The sequence below is a fragment of the Microcoleus sp. AR_TQ3_B6 genome, from assembly GCF_036702785.1.
Classification (GTDB): domain Bacteria; phylum Cyanobacteriota; class Cyanobacteriia; order Cyanobacteriales; family Microcoleaceae; genus Microcoleus.
In genome coordinates, this window is record NZ_JAUBVJ010000221.1 from 1 (window position 1) to 2,099 (window position 2,099).

The 2,099-nt window shown below is 52.1% G+C and carries 1 tRNA gene and 1 rRNA gene; both read right to left on the bottom strand.

The window, feature by feature from the left end:
• Positions 1-1,739: ribosomal RNA gene (locus tag QUB56_RS36775) — 23S ribosomal RNA — on the bottom strand; the annotation flags it as partial.
• A 283-nt stretch (positions 1,740-2,022) separates the two neighbouring features.
• Positions 2,023-2,098, bottom strand: a tRNA-Ala gene (locus tag QUB56_RS36780).
• Position 2,099 lies beyond the last annotated feature (1 nt).

A 2,099-nucleotide genomic window follows, 5' to 3' on the forward strand; every position in this document is an offset into this window, starting at 1 on the left:
TATACGTCGTCTTGAAGCCGACTTAGCAGAGCCCTGTGTTTTTGCTAAACAGTCGCTACCCCCTGGCCTGTGCCCCCCACAACTGGTTGCCCAGATGTGGGGCCTCCTTCTTCCGAAGGTACGGAGGCAATTTGCCGAGTTCCTTCAGGAGACTTCTCTCAAGCGCCTTGGTATACTCTACCATCCCACCTGTGTCGGTTTAGGGTACGGTCTATAATGGAGGGGCTATTTCCTGGAACCTCTTCAAAGCCTGACCAATCCAATAAGGTCAGACAATTTACGAGATCCGTCACACACCTCCAGGCCCACGAATATTAACGTGGTTCCCATCGACTACCCCCTTCGGGCTCGTCTTAGGGGCCGGCTTACCCTGCTCAGATTAGCTTTAAGCAGGAACCCTTGGGATTTCGGCGAGAGGGCATCTCACCCTCTTTATCGCTACTCATGTCAGCATTCGCACTTCCGATACCTCCACGACCCATTACCAGATCGCTTCATCAGCCTACGGAACGCTCCGCTACCGCGTGTATTGCTACACACCCTAAGCTTCGGTGCACGTCTTGAGCCCCGTTACATTTTCGCCGCAGGAACCCTTATTTAGACCAGTGAGCTGTTACGCTTTCTTTAAAGGATGGCTGCTTCTAAGCCAACCTCCTGGCTGTTTTGGGATTCCCACATGCTTTCCCACTTAGACGTGACTTGGGGACCTTAGCTGTAGGTCAGGGCTGTTTCCCTTTTGACGACGGACCTTAGCACCCGCCGTCTGTCTGCCGGATATTACTCATGGGTATTCGGAGTTTGGTTAGAATTGGTAGATCTCGCGACCCCCGCATCCATCCAGTGCTCTACCCCCCATGGTATTCATCCGACGCTCTACCTCAATAGATTTCGCGGAGAACCAGCTATTTCCCGGTTTGATTGGCCTTTCACCCCTAAACACAACTCATCCGACAATTTTTCAACATTGAACGGTTCGGTCCTCCAGTGCGTGTTACCGCACCTTCAACCTGGTCATGCCTAGATCACCGGGTTTCGGGTCTAATGCAACAAACTCAGACGCCCTATTCAGACTCGCTTTCGCTGCGCCTACACCTAACGGCTTAAGCTTGCTTGTTACACTAAGTCACTGACCCATTATGCAAGAGGTACGCAGTCAGGCCTCAAGGGCCCTCCTACTGCTTGTAGGCGTTCGGTTTCAGGTACTGTTTCACTCCCCTCATCGGGGTGCTTTTCACCTTTCCCTCACGGTACTAGTTCACTATCGGTCATACAGGAGTACTTAGGCTTAGAGGGTGGTCCCCCTACGTTCAGACAGGGTTTCACGTGCCCCGCCCTACTCAAATCCTTCGACATCACTTTCACATACGGGGCTGTCACCCGCTATGGCGCTACTTTCCAGAAGCTTCTGTTAGTTGAATCGAAGGCATTGGCCTGGTCCCGGTTCGCTCGCCACTACTACGGGAGTCTCTGTTGATGTCCTTTCCTCCGGGTACTGAGATGTTTCAGTTCCCCGGGTTCGCTTCACCAAAGCTATGTATTCACTTCGGTGATACCCTTCCCATTTAACCTTCGATGCCGACAAGTCGGCAGCGAAATTAAATGGTGAGGGTGGGTTTCCCCATTCGGAAATCGTTGGATCAAAGCTTGCTCACAGCTCCCCAACGCTTATCGCAGCGTGCCACGTCCTTCATCGCCTCTGTATGCCAAGGCATTCACCAAACGCCCTTACCTCACACTTGAGAGTCCACACCACCAACGACAAGCCTGATCGATCCGAAGATCGTCAAGATTGCGCATGTGATGCGGATGATTGTTTTCATTCTCAGCCAGTATTAATCAATGCGTTGATTGTCATGACCATCGGTCGGCGGCGAACCGCTTCCCTAGAGTCAATCGAACCAGCGCGGCATCGATTGAAAAACCCATTCACAATGTCAAAGTGCCGATGAATGAGGCCGAAACCTCATCAAAATCCATCCGAGGATGGAAACTAGTGTCTTCATTTCTGGAACGAAACTGAAATGGTGGAGCCTATCGGGATCGAACCGATGACCTGATGCTTGCAAAGCAACCGCTCTCCCAGCTGAGCTAAGGCCCCC